Genomic DNA, 23,747 nt, shown 5'->3' on the forward strand with positions numbered 1-23,747 from the left:
ATACAACTATACTCGCCGATGGGATATGGGATATAATTCTTCCAGGAGTCCAATAGGAATGTCCTCTTGTATGGCCACCAATTCTGAAATAATTGCCAGTATTGCCGAGGATTTGAGACGTTCAACAGAGGCAAAAAGGGCAAAAAAGCTGGTATTTTATGTAAGTCAAAGATACTGGGAGCCGGATTTTTCTATTGTAGATAGTTATTCTTTTGAGGATTTATTGATGAGTTTATATCAGGGAAATCCCACACTGGATGATTTAAAGGCTCTCCTCTATCAAGCCGTGAATACTCTCAATAGGAAGGCAGTTTATGTAAAAATAGCCCAATATTTGTACAAGAGGATGTCAAAATTGTACGAGAATGTCGAGCCCATTTCTAATAGTAATGCGAACGAATTAGAACCAGGGTTGCTGGAAAGAATTGCAGAAAATATCGAAGCCCACCCAGAAGCAGCGAGGATCAAAAAACTAATATTTGCTGCCTGCAAGCAATACTGGGAAAATGACAGTAATGTGATTGACATGTATGAGTTAAAGGAGTTGCTGACAGAGTTGTATCAATTATACCCCACAGCTAAAAGACTGCGTAAAACTCTAGACAAAATCGTTGCCAGTATCAACCGTCAGAATTTTTACTCCTTCATCGCAGATACTATCATGGGGGAATTGGCATATCTGTACAAACATGACGTAGCGGCTTCTGAAGACAGTCAGGGAGAGAAAGACGAAGAAACTATGCTTATTCGGGCACAAAAACAGTCTAAATCCGTAGAGCAGGGAGAAACACAAGATAGCACAGAAGAAAAGGGGGACAATGTAGGGACAGAAGTAGTACAAGGAGCGGTACCGGAGGGGCAAATTCTACCCTGGTTAAGGCTAGATAGTCTTTTCGACCTTAAACAGGAGATTATGCAATATACCAACCCCCTAAGAGCCAAGATCATCCTGTTCTATACTATATATCAGATTGAGCCCATGGAGCAACACTGGTCTGTAGTTCGGACTTGTAGTCTAGATGATTTATTATTGAAATTGTTCCAACAGTATGGTAAAGATGTGACGGGAATAGAAAGACATTTGTCACAAACTGCTAATTTTCAGATAGAGGGTTTAAACGCGGAAGATAATATCCAAACTGTTAATACCCTCGTGGAGAGTTTTAGACGTTTTTGTAAGAAATAGGGTTTCAGCATAGAGAATGGAAGTAAATCAAATTCTAGAAATCTACAACACGGGAGAGAGGAATTTTAAGGGTGCGTTTCTGGCGGGGATAGACTTGTCCGGGGCGGATTTAATTGGTATAATCCTTGCCGGTGGCAATTTACAAAAGGCTAATTTCACCTTTGCTTATCTTAACCGTAGTGATTTAAGCCAGACTAATCTAGAGGAGGCTATCCTCACTGGTGCTAATCTTTATCAGGCTATCTTGGTGGAGGCTAATTTACACCGGGCTGACTTGCATGGCGCCATACTACAAAAAGCTGACTTAAGAGGGGCAAATCTAACCCTGGCAAATCTGTTGGATGCCAACCTCATAGAAGCCGACTTACGTTATGCCAATCTGGGAAATGCCAACCTGAAAGGGGCCTGTTTAAGGGGTGCTAATATGAGGAGGGAGAAACGGGCTAATGCCACTAATCTGAGGGGTGCTAATCTAGATAAAGCCGATTTGAGGAATATTGACATGCAGGGGGTAGATTTAAAGAATGCTAGTCTGATAGGTGCTAATTTAGCAGAAGCCAACCTGCGTGGTGCTGATTTAACCAATGCCGACTTGACTGGTGCTAATCTGAAGGGGGCATTACTTACAGAGGTACAATTGGCAGGTGCTAGACTAGTGAGTGCTAATCTAGCCAATGCCAAACTAGATCGTGCCATCCTCGTTGACAGCGATTGTACCATGGCCAATCTAGAAAATGCCACCCTTTCTGATGTAAAATTAACCCGTGCCAATCTTATCCAGGCTAATCTGACGTTTGCCCGTCTCAACCGCAGTGATTTAACTCGTGCTAATCTTTATGGTGCTATTCTTCGTAATGCTTCTTTAATGGAGGTGTTTTTTGCCCGCACTAATCTTTCTTCTGCTGATTTAACCAGTGCCAATCTTATCGGTGCTGATTTGAGTAGTGCTAACACTGCTGGGGCTATTTTTGAGAAGGCTATTATGCCGGATGGGCAGATTTTTCACTGAGAGTTGCTTACTGTTTTCTCCATTTTGCTTTTTAGGGGGATTGGTTCTATTCTATATACTGTAGGTGGATTTGCAGTTTTATAGTCAGAATTAGGGAAGTATTTTGGGCTAATATCGAGCCAGTTAATTTACTGTTTTGCTATTAGAATATGTCCAAATAGTTGAGGGGGGAAGTGTCTTATGCCCTAATCCTTAAATGCTGGAGTTTTTCTCTAAAATGGTAACAGGAATTTAAGTGCATTTGGTGATGAAAATTGCCTATTTGATAAACCAGTATCCCAAGGTGAGTCATAGTTTTATCCGGAGGGAAATCTTGGCGTTGGAGTCGCTGGGGGTGACTATTAAACGTTTTTCGGTGCGCTCCCTTTTTTCTGAGTTACAAGATAAGACAGACATAGACGAATGGCAGAAAACGAAATTCATATTGGGGGTGGGGATAGTAGGGTTACTATTTCACTCTTTGAAATGGTTGGTTGTCTCTCCCAGAAGATTCTTTTCTGCCCTTGTAGTTGCTCTGAAAATAGGCTACCATTCCGAGCGTGGGGTTTTGCGTCACTTGGCTTATCTAGCAGAGGCTTGTGTATTAGCTTCTTGGCTACGGGGGGAGGAGATTAAACATATACACGCCCATTTTGGCACCAATTCCACTGCCGTGGCGATGCTCACCAGTATTGTATCAGATGTGACCTACAGTTTTACTGTTCATGGCCCGGAGGAGTTTGACAAACCTAAGGCTATTTCCCTGGCAGAAAAGATTAAAAGGGCTACTTTTGTAGTTGCTATTAGCAGTTATGGTAGAAGTCAACTTTATCGTTGGTGTGATTATTCTCAATGGGGGAAAATTCATGTTATCCACTGTGGTTTAGACAACTTCTTCTTGGAGGCAGACCATCAAAAAAGGGGAGAAATTCAAAAGGAAAATCGTCTGGTGTGTGTAGGCAGACTTTGCCCGCAAAAGGGACAATTATTGTTAGTGGAGGCTATTAGACGGTTAAAAGACAAAGGGATTGACTGTCAGCTTACTCTAGTAGGAGACGGGGAGTTAAGACAGACTATAATGGAGTTAGCCAAAAGCCTAGGGGTAGACAGTCAGATAAGAATCACCGGCTGGCTAAGTAGCGATGGTGTGAAAAGGGAAATAAGTCAAGCCAAGTTGATGGTAATGCCTAGTTTTGCTGAAGGCTTGCCAGTGGCGATTATGGAGTCATTGGCTTTAGGTATTCCTGTTATTACCACCTATGTGGCTGGCATTCCTGAATTGGTGGTAGACGGGGAATCCGGTTGGTTGGTGACTCCCGGAGACATAGATGCCTTAACGGAAACCCTAATAAAAGCCTTAAACACTCCGGTTGAGGTTTTACAACAGATGGGTAGGAAGGGGAGAGAAAGAGTTATCCAAAATCACTCTGCCAACAGGGAAGCCAGGAAACTACTGTCTCTGTTTTGCCACTATTTAGGGGGGGATGAGGATTAGGCTACAGGGGATACAAGGGATTAGGTAACAGGGGGATGTGTATAAAAGAAGGCCCACAGCTGCTAGAGTATTTTTCAGTTACCTGTTGGGAAAAATGGCATGAATTGCAATGGTGGTGAGGAGATTATTCTGTCCTTGGTTATCCCCACTTATAATGAGAGTGAGAATATACCCCGTTTAATCCCGCAACTGTGTGAATTATTGGGGAGTATTCTGTCAGACAAGTATGAGTTGATTATAGTGGATGATGATAGTCCGGATTTTACCTGGAAAATTGCCCAGGATTTAGCCGTTAATCATCCCCCTGTGAGGGTTATTCGGCGTCGGGGGGAGAAAGGATTGTCTACAGCGGTGGTGAGGGGGTGGCAGGAGGCAAGGGGGGAGATATTGGGGGTGATTGATGCTGATTTACAACACCCCCCTCAGACTCTACTGCTATTGTGGCAGGAAATAGAAAAAGGTGCTGACTTAGCCGTTGCCAGTCGTCATGTAGAGGGTGGGGGAGTCAGTGACTGGAGTGTAACACGACGCTTTCTCTCCCGTAGTGCCCAAATTCTAGCCTTAATTATACTTCCGGAAGTAGCAAGCCGCGTTTCAGATCCCCTAAGTGGTTATTTTTTAATCCGTCGCCGTTGTTTGCAGGGGAAGACTTTAAATCCTCTAGGATACAAGATTCTAGTGGAAGTTTTGGCGCGGGGGAGGATTCGTTGGATTGGGGAGGTGGGTTATGTTTTTCAGGAAAGACAAGAGGGTGAAAGTAAAGTGACCTTTAGGGAGTATATTGATTATATCAGACATTTAGTCCGTTTGCGTTTTTGTTTATGGCAAGAAAGTCGGTTTTTCCGTTTTGCTTTTGTAGGTTTTACTGGCGTTTTTGTAGATATGTTCTTTCTGTTTCTCCTCAGTGATCCTACCACGTTAGCTTTGCCTCTGACTCGTAGTAAAATTCTAGCAGCCCAGTTGGCTATTGTTAATAATTTCCTCTGGAATGATGCTTGGACTTTTGGGGATGTTGCCAGGAAACAACCTGGTATAAGAAAGAAGATTAGGCGTTTTCTCAAGTTTAATTCTATCTGTTTAGCTGGTTTGATTTTGAATGTGTTGTTTTTGAATGTCTTTTTTAACTGGTTTAAGTGGAATAGATATTTGGCCAACTTGATGGCCATTATTTTGGTAACTATTTGGAATTACTGGCTAAATTTAAAACTAAATTGGCGTACCACAGACACCGGGGATACCGAATACTGATGGCAGGATAAGTGATAACAATTCCGGGAATAAATAATAGTTCCAAAGACTAATTGGGGAATGCAATGTGGTGCATGTTAGTATGAGGGATGGGATATTAAACAATAAAACAACAATTAATCGGTATCAATGAGGGATGCTAACAAGAATTAATAGGGTGTTTACCATGTAAAAAAGGCCCACAATTTGTGTTTCTGTCCAACCACTTAATTCCAAATGATGGTGAAGTGGAGCCATTTTTAATAGTCTCTTCCCCTTGCCATCTGGTCCTTTTGTAGCTTTATAGTATGTAACCTGTGCTATTACTGATAGGGACTCAATAAAGAAAAGCAGGCTGATTACAAAAAGACTCCAAAGCTGACCAGTAAGAATACCTACTGCGGCTAAACCAGCCCCTAGGGCTAAAGAGCCTGTATCACCCATGAATACATTTGCTCTATGGCGGTTGTGGACAAGAAATCCCAAACAGCCACCACTGACAGCCAGACAGAGGGCCAGCAAATCTGGGTAGTCCTTTCCTATGATAATTCCTAACCCCAAAAAGGCGATGGCACAAGTACCTCCCGCTAACCCGTCAACTCCGTCTGTAAGGTTAGTGGCGTTGCTTTCGGCTACTATGACGAATACTGCCAGAAACCAAAACAGGAAATTTAGGGGTAGTACTATGTTGAATGGGAGACTGATGGTAGTAATGTTGTCTCGGGGTGGGAAAAGAAAAAGCCATAGGCAAAAGAGAATGGCAAAAGAGGTTTGTAGGAGGAGTTTCTGGGAGGGGGTTAATCCCAGGTTGGTTTTTTTTCGTAAAATCTGCCAGTCGTCAAGCCAACCGATGAAAGCGTAGGCGAGGATTACCAAGGCTACAGCTATGACTGTGGGGGTGAAGCCTCCTGCTATTACTCCTATTAACAAGGCTGGTGGTATAAAAAAAACACCCCCCATGGTAGGTGTGCCAGCCTTTTTTAGGTGACTTTGGGGTCCATCCTCCTGTATTATCTGGGAAGCCTTTATTTCCCTAAGGATGGGGACTATTATAGCACCCAGGAGAGCACTGGCGGTGGCGGTAATCCAGAATACCAGGGTTTGGGCCATTGTGAGGGTAAACAGGCTAATCACCCCGAGGATAACAGTTAACAGGAATAACAGGAGTCTGCCGGAGGGGTTGAAGTAGATACGGCTGATGGTCATGTTTTTTTCTCAAATACCAGATGGTCTTTGTCTAGTTTTACCACGATAGTATCCCCTGGGGTGAAGGTTTGTTCTAAAATTTTGGTGGCTAGGGGGTTTTCTAATTCTCGTTGGATAGCTCGTTTTAAAGGGCGGGCCCCATATACTGGATCGTATCCTACCTCTGTGAGGAAGTCTTTTGCCTCTTCTGTCAATTCTATACTGAGTCGTTGTTCTGCCAGTAGGGCTTGTAGTTTTTTCAGCTGTAGGGATACTATTTGTTTCAATTGGTCTTTAGTGAGACTATGGAAGATGATTATATCATCAATGCGGTTAAGGAATTCAGGGCGGAAGTGTTTGCGGAGGGAGGTAAGGACCTTTTCCCTCATGGTATCATAGTCTTGGGGATGATTATGGAGGATATATTCGCTGCCGATATTGGATGTCATCACTATGATGGTATTGCGGAAGTCCACCAGACGCCCCTGACTGTCGGTGATGCGCCCGTCGTCTAACACTTGTAGTAGGATATTAAACACATCTCTATGGGCCTTTTCCACCTCGTCCAGTAGTACAACCGAATACGGTCTACGACGGATAGCTTCTGTTAGTTGCCCTCCCTCTTCATACCCCACGTATCCTGGTGGTGCGCCTATTAGACGGGATACTGCATGTTTTTCCATGTATTCTGACATATCTATTCTTACCATAGCCTCTTCAGAGTCGAAGAGGAGGGAGGCTAGGGCGCGGGCAAGTTCGGTTTTCCCCACTCCGGTTGGCCCTAGGAATAAAAATGAGCCGATGGGGCGGTTAGGATCTTTCATTCCGGCCCTTGCTCTGCGAATAGCAGCTGCTACAATGGATACTGCCTCTTTCTGTCCAATTACCCTTTCATGGAGATGGGATTCTAGTTGTAGGAGTTTTTGTCTTTCGCTTTCCAGTAGTCTATTTACTGGTATGCCTGTCCATCCAGCCACTATTTCTGCTATATCTGCTTCGGTAACCTCTTCTCGGAGGAGGGCATTTCCTTGGGATTGGATTGCCAGCAGCTTGTCTTCCTTTTCTTTAATCTGTTTTTGTAGACTTTCCAGTTTGCCGTATTTTATTTGGGCTGCGGTATTTAGGTCATAATCTCTTTCTGCTTTTTCTACTAGTAATCTTAACTGTTCCTCTTCTTCTTTTAAGGCCTTTATTTCTTCTAGTAATTCCTTTTCCGTTTGCCAACGAGCCGACAATTCTCGTTGTTTTTCCTTTAGTTTAGCCATTTCTTGGTTTAAACGTTCCAGATTTTCCTCTGTAGTTTTATCTTTTTTCCCCTCTCCAGACAGAGACAATTTTTCCATTTCTAACTGCATAATTTTGCGTTCAAGGGCTTCTAATTCCACCGGTTTAGAGGTAATTTGCATTTTGAGTTTAGCCGCCGCTTCGTCTACCAAGTCGATGGCTTTGTCTGGGAGAAAACGGCCTGTAATATAGCGGTGGGAGAGGGTAGCGGCTGCCACTAGGGCACTGTCGGTGATTTTGACGCCGTGGTGTAGTTCATAACGTTCTTTCAAGCCCCTTAGAATGGAGATAGTGTCTTCTACGCTGGGTTGTTTTACATATACGGGTTGGAAACGTCTTTCTAAGGCTGGATCCTTTTCGATGTATTTGCGATACTCATCTAGAGTAGTGGCGCCAATGCAACGCAACTCGCCACGGGCTAACATGGGTTTAAGAAGGTTACTGGCATCCATGGCGCCTCCTTCCTTGCTCCCTGCGCCCACTACAGTATGTAGTTCATCGATAAACAAGATAATTTGGCCGTCGGATTCTATTACTTCCTTTAGGACATTCCTCAGTCTTTCTTCAAATTGTCCCCTATATTTAGCGCCGGCGATGAGACTCCCCATGTCCAGGGACACCAACTGACGCTCTTTTAACGATTCTGGCACATCCCCCTTTACTATTCTTTGGGCTAATCCTTCTGCTATTGCCGTTTTACCTACTCCTGGATCTCCTATCAGTACTGGGTTATTCTTTGTTCTACGGGACAGTACTTGAATAACCCTCCGGATTTCCTCATCGCGGCCTATTACTGGGTCCAGTTTACCAGCACGGGCCTCCTCTGTCAAGTTGCGTCCGTACTTAGCCAGATGCCCTTCTCCGGCGGTTGTTTCTTCTGTTTCTTGAGTTTGGCTTTCTTGTTGTTCTATTTTTGCTTTAAATTCTCTTACAATTTTTTCAAACTCCTGGGGTTCTAGATTAAAACTACGTAAAGTTTTTTTACCAATTCGTTGATCCTCGGCGAAGGCTACTAACAGGTGAGATACGCCTATGTACTCATCTTGCCAACTGATTCTACAATTTTCTGCCCTGTCTAACATTAAATCCAGACTCCGCCCCAAGTACAACTGTTCTACTGCGTACATACGGGGCTGACGGAGGGCAAAGTTTTGTAGTTGTTTTTGTAGTCTGCCTATATCTATACCAGCCTGGGTGAAGATGTCTTTAGCTATGGTATTTTCTGCTATCAGTGCCAGTATAAGGTGTTCTACTTCCAGATTTTGATTCTTTAACTCCTTACAAATCTCCTGTGACCGGACTATAGCATCCCATGCGATTTCTGTAAACTTGTTTGGATCGGTTGGTTGCATCTTAGACCCATTTTTCCCTATCTCCTCCAATTTTAATATTTTTTAACATCCCTTGAGAAGATATCCTATGAGGTATAGAGAGCCACAGACTACAATTTGCTGTGTGGTGGGCTGACAATGGGGTATAATGGCGTCCAGGGCCGTAAACAAGTCGGGGTAGGTTTTTATCTGTTTTAACTGAGGTTGTATTTGTTTAGCCAGGGTAGCTAGACTTTCTGGGTGGGCGCTGGCATGATCCGGCACTGGTACGAGGTACAATTGCTCATGGGGCCTTAGTAATTCTTGGAATATGCCGGCATGATCTTTTGTGTCCAACATGCCTATTATCCAAAGTATCTCTTTGTGGAGACTATTCACATATTGTCGGAGGATTTTAGCAGATTCTACGTTATGGGCTCCATCCACAAGGATTTTTGTATTCTGCCATAGCAACCATTGGATTCTACCGGGCCATTGGGTTTTTTCTATGCCCCTTGCTATGGTTTCTGGGACCAGTTGGGGGTAGTCTTGTTTTAATAGTTTACAGGCGGCTATAGCCAGAGCGGAGTTTTGTAGTTGGCAGTCTCCTGCTAGGGGGAGCTTGTAGACTATGTTATCATATACTGCATGGTGGTCGTCTTTTCTTACTGCTGGTTGTATCCACCACAGGGGGGCTTGTAGTTCTTTTGCTTTTCCTGTTATTACTTCCTTCCCTTCTGGGGGGATACTACTGGCTGCCAATACTGGACAGTTTTTCTTGATGATTCCTGCTTTTTCTGCTGCTATTTGGGCTATACTGTCCCCTAGTACTTGCCAATGTTCCCTACTGATAGATGTGATTATACTTACCAGGGGGCTGTTGCAGACGTTAGTGGCATCTAGTCTTCCTCCCAACCCCACTTCCATTATGGCTATATCTACTGACTCGGAGGCAAAATAATACCAGGCTGCTGCTGTTATTATTTCAAACAGAGTTGGACATTTTTCACTATTTCTATCTACTATGCCTATTATTTCTTCCAGTATTTCCTCTAATTTTTTTTCCTCTATTTGCCTTTCGTTTATGCAAATTCTTTCTGTCCAATTTACCAAATGTGGTGAAGTGTAACGGCCTGTTTTGTAGCCGCAATAAGTAAAAATTGAAGACAAATAGGCGCAAACTGAACCTTTTCCGTTTGAACCTGCTACATGGATTATGGGGACTTTTTCCTGAGGATTGCCAAGTTTTTCTAGCAATAATTTTATTCTTTCTAAGCCCAGATTTACGCCAAAAGTGCGGAAGGGTGACAAAATTTCATCTATTGGGGAAGACATAGAAGGCGATGGTAGCAATTGGCAGGATTCCTGGTAGATATTAACATAATTAGTAGGTAATGTGACTATAAGCCAGTCATCACAACTATTGGGTATAGGCCAGTATAAGAAAAATTAAGAAGAATGGGTATGGTATGTGAAACCAAAGATAATGAAAGGGCAAGACAAACACAAGAGGAGAGGAAGGCAACACCATTGCAGTTGATAAAAGAAATTATCGCCCGTTGGTGGTCAGACTTCACCCTACAAACCAAGTTAATGGCGATAGCCACCCTGGTAGTTTCTATTTTCATGAGTGGGATTACTTTTTGGGCAGTCAACACTATTCAACAGGATGCCCAGATGAATGATACCCGTTTTGGGCGAGACTTGGGGTTGTTGTTGGCAAGCAATATATCGCCATTGATAGCCAAAGGGGATGTTACAGAAGCGGCACAATTGTCTAGTAGGTTTTTTAATAGTACTTCTAGTCTGCGTTATGTCATTTATAGTAATCAAGATGGGGAGATTGTATTTGGTATTCCCTTCTGGCAACCGGAAGTACAAAATTCCCTTACCCTCCAACGGAAACTAGAATTACCAGAAGATTATAATCCCTCTGTGGCCACCCCAGCCGTAAGACAGCATTTCACCCCCAATGGCAGAGTTACAGATGTCTTTGTGCCTATTATCTCCCAGGAGGACAACAAATATCTAGGAGTTTTAGCAGTTGGCATTAATCCCAATCCCACCATTGTCGCCTCTTCTAATCTTACCAGGGATGTGACCATTGCTGTGTTTGTATCCATTTGGGCTATGGTAATACTGGGGGGGGTATTCAATGCCCTTACTATCACTAAACCCATCAAGGAGTTGTTGACGGGGGTTAAAAATATTGCTGCTGGTAACTTTAAACAGAGAATCAATCTTCCTCTTGGTGGCGAGTTGGGGGAATTAATTTTAAGTTTCAATCACATGGCTGAAAGACTAGAGAAATACGAAGAACAAAATATAGAAGAGTTAACGGCAGAGAAGGCAAAACTGGAAACCCTAGTATCTACTATTGCCGATGGTGCTATTCTACTAGATCCCCAGCTAAAATTAGTACTAGTCAATCCCACTGCTAGGAAAATGTTTGGCTGGGATGACAATCGGAGTCTTATTGGGGAAAATGTTTTAGACTTTTTACCCCCAGAGGTAGCCAAGCAACTACGACAACCCCTAGAAGATATTGCTAAAGGGAAGCACATTCAGACACAAAAAGATGACAAAACCCCCCAACTATCTCCCGCCACTGGGGAGTTTACTGTAAGTCTTCCTAAACCCCACTGTCACACCTTCCGTATTCTCCTCAATGAGGTTTTAGATCAAAATAGGGGAAGTCTCAAGGGAATTGTCATCACAGTACAGGATATCACTAAGGAAGCAGAGTTGAATGAAGCCAAGAGTAGGTTTATCAGCAATGTATCCCACGAGTTACGGACACCCCTGTTTAACATCAAGTCTTTTATCGAAACCCTCTGCGAGTATGGGGATGAATTGACAGAAAGCGAGAAGATGGAATTCTTACAGACTGCTAACAGTGAAACTGACCGTCTTACTAGACTAGTTAACGATGTGTTAGACTTGTCCCGTTTAGAATCCAACCGCCACTATCAATTTTCCCCAACAGATGTGGCCCAACTTATTGAACAAACCCTCCGCACCTACCAACTCAATGCCAGACAGAAGAATATTGAACTGACTCAGGAGGTAGAGGGGGAATTGCCCACGGTATGGGGCCATTATGATCTATTATTACAGGTTTTTAGCAATTTGGTAGACAATGCCCTCAAATTCACCCCGGAGGGAGGTAAAGTGGTAGTAAGGGCTTATAACCACCATGGGGATAAAGACAATCCTGATAAAGTTACCCACGTCAGAATAGAAGTCAGCGATACGGGTATAGGCATCGCCCCGGAAGATCAAGAGGCCATTTTCGATCGCTTCTTCCGGGTAGAAAACCGTGTTCATACCCTCAAGGGCACTGGCTTAGGCCTGTCCATTGTCAAGAATATCATCGAAAAACACCACTCCCAGGTTCATGTTATCAGCGAGGTGGGGGTTGGTACCACCTTCTGGTTCGACTTGGAAGTATATAATCCTCAAACCCATCAAGGGGTACAACTAAGTGAATCCTATGGAAAATAACGTAAACCATAAGAAATATCCATGGCAAGATGAAGCATAAAGGATAAAAAATAGAACTATAACCACGTATACCAGTAGTCCACGGGCAAGACGGCTGAGGAGGAAACAATTATGGCCTTGGTGTATGGCACAGGGGGCGATGACTGGATTGCCCCTGACTACACTAGTCTTGGAGTAGTGGGGTTGCCGGGAGTAGTGGCGGACGAGATTCACGGATACGACGGCAATGACTACATGGAAGGAGGCGGTGGCAACGACACCCTATTGGGCTACGCCGGGAATGACATAATGGATGGTGGCCAAGGGAATGACTCCCTCAGTGGTGGGGTAGGTAATGACTGGATGGAAGGAGGGGGAGGAGATGACATCCAAAAAGGGGGCACTGGTGACGATGTCCTCTTCGGCGACGAGGGCAGTGACGAACTGTGGGGTGGAACAGGAGAAGACTGGCTAGGAGGGGGCGACGGTAACGACACCCTCCGGGGGGGCGGCGGCAATGATGTCCTCTATGGTGGTGGAGGAGACGATTTGTTAGCCGGAGGCAGCGGCATAGATTACCTAGTGGGTGACGATGGGGATGATGACCTCAATGGTGGCGGTGGGGAAGACTACCTGGAAGGCGGTGATGGTGCTGACTATTTCTACTTCTACTCCCCCACCCATGGCCTTGACATTATCATGGACTTCAACCGGGAACAAGGGGATAAAATTGCTATCTCTTCCACCGGTTTTGACGGTATAACCACCCTCTCTCTTGTCTACTCCGAAACCCCCAACCCAGGCCAGTTCGGCTATACTTTACAGTATTTTTACCATGAGTCAATTGGTGAAATACCTGTAACTCTATTGTACTATACCCCCTCTGGAGGAACAACTCATCTCCTGGCGGCCCTTGCCAACAGCGTTGACCTCATCGCCTCTGACTTTGTACTCTTTTAGCCCTTTGTGATTTTTTAACCCCCTCGCCGGCACTGCTTAAAGAGTAACAGGATTGTAACAAGAAGTAGCTGAGGATGAGAACCCCGCTACAATGAAGGTGGGAGCGTTTGGAGGCAGAGGGCTTATGGCTCGGGTAACGGGTACACAGGCTGATGATTTTATTACTCCTTCCCTTGTCAGCGGGGGAGTGTCTGGTGTGCCGGGAGTCGGTGATGATAGCATTGACGGCTATGGAGGCAATGATACCATAGATGGAGGTCCCGGGAATGATACCATCGACGGCTGGGGGGGGCAATGACTCTATACTTGGCAGTGCAGGCAATGACTATGTCTATGGGGACGACGGCAATGACTGGCTAGAAGGCAACACGGGGAACGATTCCATAAATGCCGGCTGGGGCAATGACACCATATATGGGGGTACAGGAGATGACTACCTCTACGACTGGTATGGCGACGATTACATGTATGGGGGAGGTGGCAATGATACCATAATTGGAGACGACGGCAATGACTGGCTAGAAGGCAACATAGGCAATGACTCTCTTGTTGGGGATTGGGACCATGATACCATAAGTGGGAGTGATGGCAATGACACCCTCTCTGGTGGCAGTGGCAATGACTCTTTGGACGGGGGTGAGGACAATGATTTTCTGGACGGAGGCAGTGGCAATGACACCCTTTCTGGCAGTAATGGCAATGACCTATTAACCGGTGGCGACGGCAATGACCTCATCAGCGGTGGTGGTGGCCAAGACTATATAGAAGGAGGTTGGAACGACGATACTCTAAAGGGGGGTAGTGAAGCCGACTTTTTGACGGGGGGCTACGGCAATGACCAAATACTGGGGGGCACAGGCAATGACCTATTGAGAGGCGAGGAAGGAGACGACACCCTCCGTGGTGGGGGCGATGATGACCTCCTCCTAGGAGGCTATGGCAACGACTACCTGACAGGCGGCGGTGGCAATGACCTGTTGTTGGGAGAAGATGGCGATGACAACCTCAATGGTGGCGGTGGCAGCGACACCCTGTATGGAGGCAGTGGTGCTGACCAATTCCAATTCTACTCCCCCAATCAGGGAGTTGATACCTTGGACTTTAACTCAAAGCAGGGAGACAAAATTTCCATCTACTCCCCCGGCTTTGACAATATAGAAACTATTATCCTTGTCCAAACCAATAACCCTGGCAATGGCCAGTTCGGCTATTTTAACCGAACCTTGTACTATACAGATAACACAGGCACCACTTACACCCTCGCCTTTCTTCCTTACTCCCCCACCCTGAAGGCCACCGACTTTGTCCTATTGTAGTAGTGAGCCTATGGCCAGGTGAGGGCGGTTTGGGAGAAAAATCCTCAAATTTTATGCATGAAAAAAAAAAATCCGAGCTATAGTTAAACAGGGGGTAGCCATTGGCTTAAAAGCTACTCCCTGTTAAAATGAATGCCAGTGAGTAAAGGCCAGAAGTATCGAAAAATAAGGAGGTAACATGGCACTAATAGCCGGAACCCCAAACGATGATTACCTTATTGGGACTGGTGATGCAGATTTGATTTTTGCCGCCCCGGGTAATGACCTGGTTGAAGCCCAGGACGGCAATGACACCGTCTATGGCGGTGCGGGCAGTGACAATATCAGTGGTGCTGGAGGGGACGATCTTATTTATGGTGAGACTGGCGACGACAGCATCAGGGGCGGAGTAGGAAATGACAGTCTTCTTGGGGATGAGGGGAACGACACCATCGCAGGGGGTTTAAACAATGATAGCATACAGGGGGGAAGTGGCAATGACAGTCTTAGTGGCCAGCTAGGCAACGATACCATTTTAGGAGGTATTGGCAACGACACCATCAAAGGCGGCCTTGGCAACGATGGCATCGAAGGAGGGGATGACAATGATGTGCTCTTCGGTGGTGAGGGCGATGACACCCTCCTTGGTGGGGCAGGCAACGACACCATCACCGGCGGCCTTGGCAGCGACTCCATCGACGGTGGTGATGGCAATGACTACGTATTTTATGATCCCAATGACAACCCTGTCCTTGTACAAGGCGGCATTGGAGTGGACACCCTCTCCGCCTCCCCCTCTACATCAGCAGCCAATATTAACCTAGGTGCCGGCTTTGGAGGTTTTGAGTACGTCATCGGCACAGATTTTAATGACACCATCACTGGCGTCAGCAGCGATGAAACCCTCGAAGGTGGTGCCGGCAATGACACTCTATCGGGGAATTTTGGCAACGACTCGCTAATAGGTGGCAGTGGCAACGACTCCCTAATTGGCGATGCTGGCAACGACACCCTCATCGGTGGGCTGGGCAATGACACCCTAGTAGGCGGTACTGAAAATGACTCCCTTGTAGGAGAGGATGGCAACGACTCCCTAATTGGCGATGCTGGCAACGACACCCTCATCGGTGGGGCTTTGGCAGACACCCTAGTAGGCGATGGTGGTGCCGACATATTCGTCTTCAACAGCCCCAACGAAGGTGTTGACATAATAGCCGATTTTACTTCTGTTGATACTGACAAAATCCAAATCTTAAAATCCGGGTTTAGTATTGCCACCAGCTATACTGGTTTTGAGTTTTTCAATCAAAACGCTGCTACTGAATCATCAGACAGTTTAGTCGACATAGTTGCCTTTAATGGATCCACCCCCAGTAGTGCTAACGCCAAATCCCCTGACCCCACCTTCTTCCTGATTTATGTGGATAGTACTGGTAGTACTAGTAATCAGCTCGAAAATAACGAAACCATCACTGCCCTGTGGTTTGACCCGGATGGGATTGGGTCAGCTGGCCCCGTCAAAATCGCTGATTTCCTCTCTACAGGTGGCAACTTTTACCTACAAGCGCCAAGTACTGTAGATAATGTCACAAGCTGGTTCGAGCTCATTTCATAATTGTTCTAGCGTTGTAACATAGATTTGCCCCCCTTAGTGGGGGTTTTTTATTGTATAATAAGCCTTAACAAAACTAAACATAAAGGGGAAGATGAACATAGGGGTGCCCAGGGAGATAAAGGCCCAGGAAGGGAGGGTGGGGTTAACCCCCGCCAGTGCTAAAATCCTCATAGAACAGGGTCATCGGGTGTTTATAGAAAAAGACGCCGGCATAGGCGCCGGTTTTACCAATCAAGACTACGAAGCAGTGGGGTGTCAGATTGTAGATGCCCTCCAAGCCTGGAGTCAGGAGTTAATTGTAAAGGTAAAAGAGCCCCTCCCAGAAGAATATCAGTATATCCACTCGGGCCAAATCCTCTTTACCTACCTCCATCTAGCAGCCAATCGCCATTTAACAGAATTCCTCCTCAAATCCGGTGTCACCGCTGTAGCCTACGAGACAGTACAACTCGCTGATGGCCGTCTGCCCCTTTTAACCCCCATGAGTCTCATCGCCGGAAGACTGGCTGTCCAAATGGGCGTCAGATATCTCGAAAAACAACAAGGGGGTAAGGGAATTCTTTTAGGTGGAATCCCTGGGGTCTCCCCCGGCTATGTGGTAATCCTAGGAGGTGGCATAGTAGGCACCGAGGCAGCTAAAATGGCAGTGGGGATGGGGGCAAGGGTAACTGTCTTGGATATTAACCTGGATAGACTGGCCTATCTGGAAACTATCTTTGGCTCCAGAGTAGAACTATTGTACAGCAACTGGGAAAATATCAGCCGGGTGGTGCCCCAAGCAGATTTACTTATAGGTGCCGTGTTGATTGCCGGAAGAAAAGCCCCTGTATTAGTGCCCCGCTCCTTGGTACAACAAATGTCCCCCGGTTCTGTTATACTGGATGTGGCAGTGGACCAAGGTGGCTGTGTGGAAACCATCCGCCCCACCAGCCATAGTAACCCTAGCTATGTGGAAGAAGGCATCATCCACCTGGGTATCCCTAACCTCCCTGGAGCCGTGCCGCGGACTGCTACAATAGCACTAAACAATAGCACCCTCCCCTACATCCTGAAACTAGCTAATCAAGGAATAGGAGCCCTAAAACAAGATCCTAGTCTGGCACAAGGGTTGAATATACAATACCACCGTCTAGTACACCCCGCCCTACAACAGGTATTCCCAGATTTAGCAGACTTTTGAAACTTAACCCTAAAACATACCCCCCACCCCCCACTAGAACAAACCCCACCCCTAAAAGCCTATAATCCTAGGTAAGGGCCACTACCAACTAGACTTCACAACCCCCGGCAATAACCCCTGGTGCGCCCATTCCCTCAAAACGTGACGGGAAAGGCCAAAATCCCTATAATAGGCCCTCGGACGCCCCGTCACCCAACAACGGTTGCGCAAACGAGTAGGAGCACTGTTTCTAGGTAACCTCTGTAACTGCCTATGGAGTGCGAACTTCTCCGCTGGGTCTGTAGCATTACGTATTTTCTCCTTTAGTTCAGCCCTCTTGGCAGCATACTTGGCTACTAGTTTAGCTCGTTTAGCTTCCCTGGCAATAACTGATTTTTTCGCCATCTACGTTACTCTCTTACTCCCTACAAAGGACATAAGATATATCATAACCTAAACCGGCTAAGACTGTCAGCATTTGAGTGCTAGCCCGGGAATTTATGGTTTAATCAATATTAGAACTATAGATAGCAAAAAAAAATGAGAGACTATATGACCACTATAATTAGCAACTATCAAGAAGAAGAATTTAGCACCTATCTTAGCTCAGAATTGCTACTAAGACAGCGACTAAAACTGGTAGAAAGTCTGTGGGAATCAGTATTGACAAAAGAATGTGGAAGAGAATTTGTAACACTACTAGAAAAACTAAAATCCGCCTGTTCACAAGAAGGACAAAGTAATACAAACGCCACCGAGGGAATCCCCGTCAGCCAATGGATAGAAAAACTAGACTTAAATGACGCTATAAAGGCCGCCCGTGCTTTTGCCCTGTACTTCCAATTGATTAACATTGTAGAACAACACTACGAACAACGCACTCAGAGGTACATACGAAGCACCACAACAGAAGCACAACTAGAAGGACTGACAAAAAGAGGAAGTGAATTCCAACCCCAAGACGATTTAAACAGTGGGGGCATGTTTCATTGGCTATTCCCCTACCTGAAAAGCATGAATGTGCCTCCTAAGAAAATCCAAAAAGTATTAGACGAGTTAGACATCTGTTTAGTATTCACCGCTCACCCTACAGAAATAGTACGTCATACCATCCGGAAAAAACAAAGACGCATATCCTACATCCTAGAAAACCTAGACAGGGCAGAAGAATCCTGTCGTGCCATGGGATTGACCAACTCCTGGGAAGCAGAAAACTGTCGTCAAGCCCTATTAGAAGAAATACGCCTCTGGTGGTACACTGACGAACTACATCAATTCAAACCCACCGTATTAGACGAAGTAGACTACACCCTCCACTACTTCCAAGAGGTACTGTTCGATTGTATCCCAGAACTCCACAGACGTCTACAACAAGCCCTAAAGTCTACCTTCCCCACCCTAAAACCCCCCCACTATAAATTCTGCTACTTCGGCTCCTGGGTAGGTGGCGACAGAGACGGCAACCCCTACGTCACCGCAGAGGTATCCTGGCAAACCGCCTGTTACCAACGCAACCTAGTTTTAGACAAATACATAGAATCAGTAAACAAACTAGGAGACGTATTAAGCCTATCTCTCCACTGGAGTAACGTCTCACCAGAATTGCTAGACTCCCTCGAAAGGGATAGGATATTTATGCCCCACATATATGATAAATACTATGTACGCTATCGACAAGAGCCCTACCGTCTCAAAATAGCCTACATCCGAGAAAAACTCATAAACACCAAAACCAGAAACCAAGCCCTATCCAACCCCCAAGCCAGAAAATCCCTCGCCTGTATCCAAAAAGACAACAGCCTCTACAGTAATGCCAAAGAATTCCTAGAAGACCTATACCTAATAAAACACAACCTAGAAACCATAGGATTAAACTGTAGACAACTAGAAAACCTAATCTGTCAGGCAGAAATCTTCGGCTTCCACCTAACCCCCCTCGACTTCCGCCAAGACTCCAATCGCCACGCCGAAGCCCTAAATGAAATTATCCAATACCTAGGCCTTTTAGACAAACCCTATCTAGAATTGTCCGAAGACGAAAAGGTTACATGGTTAGTACAAGAACTAAAAACCCGTCGCCCCCTCGTCCCCCCAGAAGTCTCCTTCTCCGACAACACCAAGGAGACTCTTGAAACCTTCAGGGTTCTAAAAGCAATACAAGACGAATTTGGCATAGAAATGTGCCACACCTATATTATAAGCATGACCAACTATGTAAGTGACGTATTGGAAGTACTACTACTGGCCAAAGAAGCAGGACTTTATGATCCCATTTTAGGGGCAACCAGTATAAGAATAGTACCCCTCTTTGAGACAGTAGAGGACCTAAAAAGGGCCCCCGAAGTGATGAGACAATTGTTCTCCCTCCCCCTCTACCGCGCCTGTTTAGCCGGAGGTTATCATCAAATAGACAAATCCCAATCCCATCTTCACCTCCCCCCCCTCACCCCCTCCAACCTCCAGGAGATAATGTTAGGCTATTCCGACAGCAACAAAGACTCAGGCTTTTTAAGCAGCAACTGGGAAATCCATAAAGCCCAGAAAAACCTAGCCCGTCTCGGCAAAGAGTTCGGCATAGACATCAAAATTTTCCACGGCCGCGGCGGCTCTGTTGGAAGAGGCGGTGGTCCAGCCTACGCCGCCATTCTAGCACAACCCAACGCCACTGTCAACAGCAAAATCAAAATCACCGAACAAGGGGAAGTCCTGGCCTCCAAATACTCCCTCCCCGAACTAGCCCTATACAACCTAGAAACTATCAGTACAGCAGTAATACAGGCCAGTTTGTTAGGCAGTGGCTTCGACGACATAGAGCCATGGAATGACATAATGGAGGAGATAGCCAGCACCTCCCGACAGGTATACAGACGTCTAATATACGAACACCCCGACTTTTTAGACTTCTTCCTCTCCGTCACCCCCATAGAAGAAATCAGCCAATTACAAATTAGTTCACGCCCCGCCAGACGTAGTGGTGGCAAACGAGATATCTCCACCCTTCGCGCCATCCCCTGGGTATTCAGTTGGACACAAAGTCGTTTCCTCCTGCCAGCCTGGTATGGGGTAGGAAGTGCCCTTTACCAATTCCTCTGTCAACAACCAGACGAAAACCTCAAACTCCTACGTTATTTCTACCTCAAATGGCCCTTCTTCAAGATGGTCATCTCCAAGGTTGAAATGACTCTTTCCAAGGTGGACTTACACATGGCACAACACTACATCGAAAAACTGGCCAAACCCGAAGATAAACCCCGCTTCTTCAAGGTATTTGAACAAATCGCCGCTGAATACCACCTCACCTGCCAAATAGTCCTCCAAATCAATCAACAATCCCGACTCTTAGACAACAACCCCGACCTACAACGTTCAGTTCAGCTCCGCTCTACCACCATTGTCCCTCTCGGATTCCTACAAGCTAGCCTCATCAAACGTTTGCGACAATTCTCCCGTCAAGACAAAGCCGGCCTTATCCACTTCCGCTACAGCAAAGAGGAACTCCTGCGTGGCGCCCTTTTGACCATCAACGGTATCGCCGCTGGCATGCGCAACACCGGTTAATTCCCCTCCCCCCTTGACACTCCCCCTGCCCCTTTGCTATAATTCTATTATACCCTCTACCATGGGCGCCCATACTTCCACGGCAGGCGCGGCCTCTCCCTTTCGGGCTAAGGACTGCTAAGACACTTGCCCTGCTTCCAAAAATAGTAGTAAAAATTATCATTAGCGTCGGTATATAGTAGAGGAGAATAATTTTAGAGCTATTTTCAATTCAAAGCACCCGGTTTTTCTCTGGTCACTGCTGCAGTTTTCGAGATTTATGGAAAATATTTTGCAATAAAAAAGTGCCCAGGTTAGCCCCTGGGAGTCTCCCTACCTCCCGTCCATGTACCCATGCTAACACAAAAGGAAAAAAATGGGGGGAAAAATTAAGGGATGTAAAGAAAAAATGTAAAGGGGAGGAAGGGAATTAGAAACGAGAAGAAGCTTCGAGGAGAAGAAGGAAGTGGCGTTGGAAGTCGGAAGAGGTGCGAAGGGAAAAAATGGGGGAGAGGCGATAGCGGAGATTATACCTGGTGGGGAGGGGAGAGGTGAGAATCCTAATGGCAGAGAAAGAGAGGGAATCAGTAAAATCAAAGGCTAATTCAGCGCCCAGACCGAGCGAAGTACGGTTATCGGAGGAAGAAATACGAGTAGGAAAAAATCTGAGACTGTCAAAGCCAGTAGAGTTTTGGATTTCACCGTGAATGCCAGTAAAAAGGGCAGTGCTGGCCAAACCAGCTATACTTAGACTAGTATCAGTGGGGGAGGGATTGCCAAAAAAGCCACCTCCCAGTAAAGCGAGAATTTCCCCTTGACTCCTTCGAGGACTGCTGCTAAAGTAGAGGGGGATGTCCCTGTTATTATTAAGCCAACCATTGAGATGGGCGCGGATACGGACAAATTCCCCGGTGTCGATATAGAAATAGGGGGAGTCGTCGATTTCCTGGGGGTTGGATTTGTCGAGAAACTGGTGACGGCTACTTTCAAAAATCCTTCCTTCCAAGAGTAAATCTACATAGGGGTTGAAGCCGTTTTCTGGAGTAAATTTGGCTATGTGGTTGTAGTCTTTAGCTAAAGATAGTCGACTGGTAAACAGATTGACACTGCCACCAGTAAGTCTGACTACTCCCTCGGGTTTTAGATTGCCAAATTCTCCATTTAAGACAATATTTCCCGCCACTTTCAAGTCAATCAGTGGAGGTTTGACTACACTTATCCCCTCCCCAAGAGTTAGAAACAGGTTTTCCAACTTAACCCTATTGAAAAGTCTATTATTGCCACGGTTTTGCCACACTTTAGAAGAATCATCCCCCACCCATATTATTCCTTTGGCAAGATTGATTTGTCCACCTATTTTAGGAAAAAGAAGACTACCATGAATGTTAACCAGGGCATTAGCATTACCGGAATAGAGATGGTTTAGATTTACATTCACATCCCCAACGGCAACCAGAAGGGAATTATTAGCGTCAGAAGGGGAAACAAAAGGAAGACTACCGTTAACGGCAATCTTACTTCCATTAAAACTGGCAGTAAACAGGGGAATGGTTAACCGGTTTAAATCGAAGAGGATTTTACCATGGATATTGTCAATGACACTATTGGCAAGCCAACTCCCGCCGACAATGCCATTTTCCACCGTGGCAATTCCCTCTGCCACCAGAAAAGTGATTTCATTCCTCGTTTGATTATAATTTCCGTGGATTTTGACTGTAACTTTCCCGTCGCCGGCAAGCCAGTTGAGTTGATTGTTGGTAATAACATTGAGAAGATTAAAACCATCCCTATTCAAAGCCAAATCCATGAAGAAGGCATCAGTTTCCGGTTTAACCGACTGGGGAAAAAGTTGGAAAGGAAAACCACCAAAAATCCGTAAAGACTCGCTGGGGGTAGTCAAATTACTACTGGCGGAAAAATCCAGTCGGGAATTTTTCAGAAAGAAGGTGGCATTAGTCTTATCCATTTCATTGCCATTAATCCGGAAATTAGAAACTTCTACACTCCCCCTTGCCAATGGATTCTTTCTACTGCCACTGACTACCACATTGGCATTCAATAACCCATCCACCCTCACATTGGTAGAGGCTAACAAGTCTTGCCACTGGGAAAGGGAGACATCTGACAACACAAGGGAGGCGGAAATATTTTCCTCCCCTATTGTGCCAGTGAGGGATATAATGCCACCATGACTGTTAATGGTAACAGGCAATAAAGTCAACAGTCCATTCCTATAACTTCCAGCAACTCTAATGGAATCACCACTATATTTACCCCACTGCCACTGACTGGTTGAAAAATCAAACTTTGCTACCAACCCCTTTCTTGATAAGTCTAAATTTACCACACCACCCAATTTCCCCTCCAACTGTTGTAGGGGAGGGAAATTATTTTGACTATATTTCTTCCTCCTTGTCTCCAAGAGTTTTTTCGTTTGAGTAATTCTTTCGAAGGTTTTAAAAAGCGATTGGTTATCAGTGTTAATTTCAAACAAAGGGGGATTAACACCAGAGATGGCAGTTATAGTGTGGGGTAACTGGCTGGGGGAGGATATAGTTGCCTTTGGTTTATTGCAAGAAGTGGTGGAATTTAAGAAGGGAAGCAAACAAACAGTCAGGGTTTTGTCTGGAGGTTTGGTGACAGTAGTTATAGACGACTGACTTAATGACAATCCAGTTGGGTTGTTATTGAGAAATGAAAGTTGTTTACCCCGGGATAATATAGACTGACTAGCTGGTGAAAAAATAGTTTTGCCTGAGGAGAGGGAGGATTTTATTGATGAGTTGTAGGGGGGGAGAAAAAGAGAAGATATGGTTGCTGCCTGATTGTTGGTGGTTTGGCTACTATTACCATTGCCATTACTATTACCATTACTACTACCATAAGTAGATAAACCTGCCGCCAATGGATTTTGAGGGGTAGTCTTATTTTTATAATAAGACACCAACAATTGCTGATTTTCAGGGGTAAGAATAATCTTGAAGAAAGAAGAAGCCAATGCCGACTGGTTATCAGGGTTAGGG

The 23,747-nt window shown here is 45.4% G+C and carries 16 protein-coding genes; 11 read left to right on the forward strand and 5 right to left on the reverse strand.

What is annotated here, in order from left to right; genetic code table 11:
• The first annotated feature begins 70 nt into the window (after window positions 1-70).
• From IGQ44_05300 to IGQ44_05315, 4 genes are all read left to right on the forward strand, one after another.
• Window positions 71-1,186 (forward strand): hypothetical protein, encoded by a 1,116-nt coding sequence (locus IGQ44_05300; protein ID HIK37389.1) that lies wholly within the window; start codon window positions 71-73, stop codon window positions 1,184-1,186.
• A gap of 16 nt (window positions 1,187-1,202) precedes the next feature.
• Window positions 1,203-2,195, forward strand: coding sequence for a pentapeptide repeat-containing protein (locus IGQ44_05305; GenBank protein ID HIK37390.1), 993 nt, complete (start codon window positions 1,203-1,205; stop codon window positions 2,193-2,195).
• 247 nt (window positions 2,196-2,442) lie between these two features.
• On the forward strand, window positions 2,443-3,669 hold the full coding sequence (locus tag IGQ44_05310) for a glycosyltransferase family 4 protein (protein HIK37391.1): 1,227 nt from the start codon (window positions 2,443-2,445) through the stop codon (window positions 3,667-3,669).
• 99 nt (window positions 3,670-3,768) lie between these two features.
• On the forward strand, window positions 3,769-4,917 hold the full coding sequence (locus tag IGQ44_05315) for a glycosyltransferase (protein HIK37392.1): 1,149 nt from the start codon (window positions 3,769-3,771) through the stop codon (window positions 4,915-4,917).
• A gap of 126 nt (window positions 4,918-5,043) precedes the next feature.
• On the opposite strand, the gene IGQ44_05320 is transcribed toward IGQ44_05315, so the two are convergent.
• The 3 genes from IGQ44_05320 to IGQ44_05330 are packed head-to-tail and all read right to left on the reverse strand — an operon-like array spanning window position 5,044 to window position 10,010.
• Window positions 5,044-6,102, reverse strand: a complete 1,059-nt coding sequence (locus IGQ44_05320) for a phospho-N-acetylmuramoyl-pentapeptide-transferase (GenBank protein ID HIK37393.1) — start codon at window positions 6,100-6,102, stop codon at window positions 5,044-5,046.
• Window positions 6,099-8,717 (reverse strand): ATP-dependent chaperone ClpB, encoded by a 2,619-nt coding sequence (gene clpB, locus IGQ44_05325; GenBank protein ID HIK37394.1) that lies wholly within the window; start codon window positions 8,715-8,717, stop codon window positions 6,099-6,101. The genes IGQ44_05320 and clpB overlap by 4 nt, the downstream gene beginning before the upstream one ends.
• A gap of 42 nt (window positions 8,718-8,759) precedes the next feature.
• On the reverse strand, window positions 8,760-10,010 hold the full coding sequence (locus IGQ44_05330) for a bifunctional folylpolyglutamate synthase/dihydrofolate synthase (protein HIK37395.1): 1,251 nt from the start codon (window positions 10,008-10,010) through the stop codon (window positions 8,760-8,762).
• Window positions 10,011-10,139: 129 nt separating this feature from the next.
• Between IGQ44_05330 and IGQ44_05335 the strand changes: the two genes are divergently transcribed.
• From IGQ44_05335 to ald, 6 genes are all read left to right on the forward strand, one after another.
• Complete coding sequence (locus tag IGQ44_05335) at window positions 10,140-12,179, forward strand: HAMP domain-containing protein (GenBank protein HIK37396.1); 2,040 nt, start codon at window positions 10,140-10,142, stop codon at window positions 12,177-12,179.
• 111 nt (window positions 12,180-12,290) lie between these two features.
• Window positions 12,291-13,118, forward strand: a complete 828-nt coding sequence (locus tag IGQ44_05340; GenBank protein ID HIK37397.1) for a hypothetical protein — start codon at window positions 12,291-12,293, stop codon at window positions 13,116-13,118.
• A 124-nt stretch (window positions 13,119-13,242) separates the two neighbouring features.
• The gene (locus tag IGQ44_05345; GenBank protein ID HIK37398.1) at window positions 13,243-13,416 is read left to right on the forward strand and encodes a hypothetical protein; all 174 of its coding nucleotides are present in this window, start codon (window positions 13,243-13,245) and stop codon (window positions 13,414-13,416) included.
• Window positions 13,385-14,434 carry a calcium-binding protein gene (locus IGQ44_05350; protein ID HIK37399.1) on the forward strand — a complete coding sequence of 350 codons (1,050 nt, stop codon included), beginning with the start codon at window positions 13,385-13,387 and terminating at the stop codon, window positions 14,432-14,434. Before IGQ44_05345 ends, IGQ44_05350 begins: the two co-directional genes overlap by 32 nt.
• Before the next feature lie 178 nt (window positions 14,435-14,612).
• Window positions 14,613-16,028: a calcium-binding protein gene (locus tag IGQ44_05355; protein ID HIK37400.1), complete on the forward strand. Its 1,416-nt coding sequence runs from the start codon at window positions 14,613-14,615 to the stop codon at window positions 16,026-16,028.
• Window positions 16,029-16,119: 91 nt separating this feature from the next.
• Entirely contained in the window at window positions 16,120-17,208 is a 1,089-nt protein-coding gene (gene ald / locus IGQ44_05360) for an alanine dehydrogenase (GenBank protein HIK37401.1), read from the forward strand.
• 81 nt (window positions 17,209-17,289) lie between these two features.
• On the opposite strand, the gene rpsN is transcribed toward ald, so the two are convergent.
• Entirely contained in the window at window positions 17,290-17,592 is a 303-nt protein-coding gene (gene rpsN, locus IGQ44_05365) for a 30S ribosomal protein S14 (GenBank protein HIK37402.1), read from the reverse strand.
• 147 nt (window positions 17,593-17,739) lie between these two features.
• On the opposite strand from rpsN, the gene ppc reads away from it, so the two are divergent.
• A complete protein-coding gene (gene ppc, locus IGQ44_05370) occupies window positions 17,740-20,745 on the forward strand; it encodes a phosphoenolpyruvate carboxylase (GenBank protein HIK37403.1) in 3,006 nt (1,001 codons plus the stop codon).
• A gap of 409 nt (window positions 20,746-21,154) precedes the next feature.
• Here the strand turns inward: ppc and IGQ44_05375 are convergent.
• Window positions 21,155-23,747: translocation/assembly module TamB domain-containing protein (locus IGQ44_05375; protein HIK37404.1), on the reverse strand; the 2,593-nt coding region annotated here is incomplete at its 5' end.

This window comes from Geminocystis sp. M7585_C2015_104 (assembly GCA_015295805.1).
Taxonomy (GTDB): Bacteria; Cyanobacteriota; Cyanobacteriia; order Cyanobacteriales; family Cyanobacteriaceae; genus DVEF01.